1 protein-coding gene is annotated in these 269 nt (G+C 62.1%); it reads right to left on the bottom strand.

From position 1 onward, the window contains the following. Positions 1 to 269: hypothetical protein (locus tag SB772_RS41405; protein ID WP_410838700.1), on the bottom strand; the 269-nt coding region annotated here is incomplete at both ends.

Genomic DNA, 269 nt, shown 5'->3' on the forward strand with positions numbered 1-269 from the left:
CGGAGTTTCAGGCGCGGGATGTCCTTTGACGCACCAATCAGCACGGACCCCCACGTCTCTTCCGGATCAAAGCCAGTATCGACAGCCAGGCGCTTCAGCTGCGCCGGCGTGGTTCCCCTGTCCTCGTAAAGCGCCTCCATGAACCGCGCGGCCTCACGGGAGTGCAAGGGCGAGCGCGATCCCAGTGTGTAGCTCAACTGCATGGCGATTACTGCTGCCACCGGACCAAGGATCGGCTGCAACACCACGGTGCTTTTGATGCCCTCGAT

This window comes from Paraburkholderia sp. SIMBA_030 (assembly GCF_046535245.1).
Classification (GTDB): Bacteria; Pseudomonadota; Gammaproteobacteria; order Burkholderiales; family Burkholderiaceae; genus Paraburkholderia.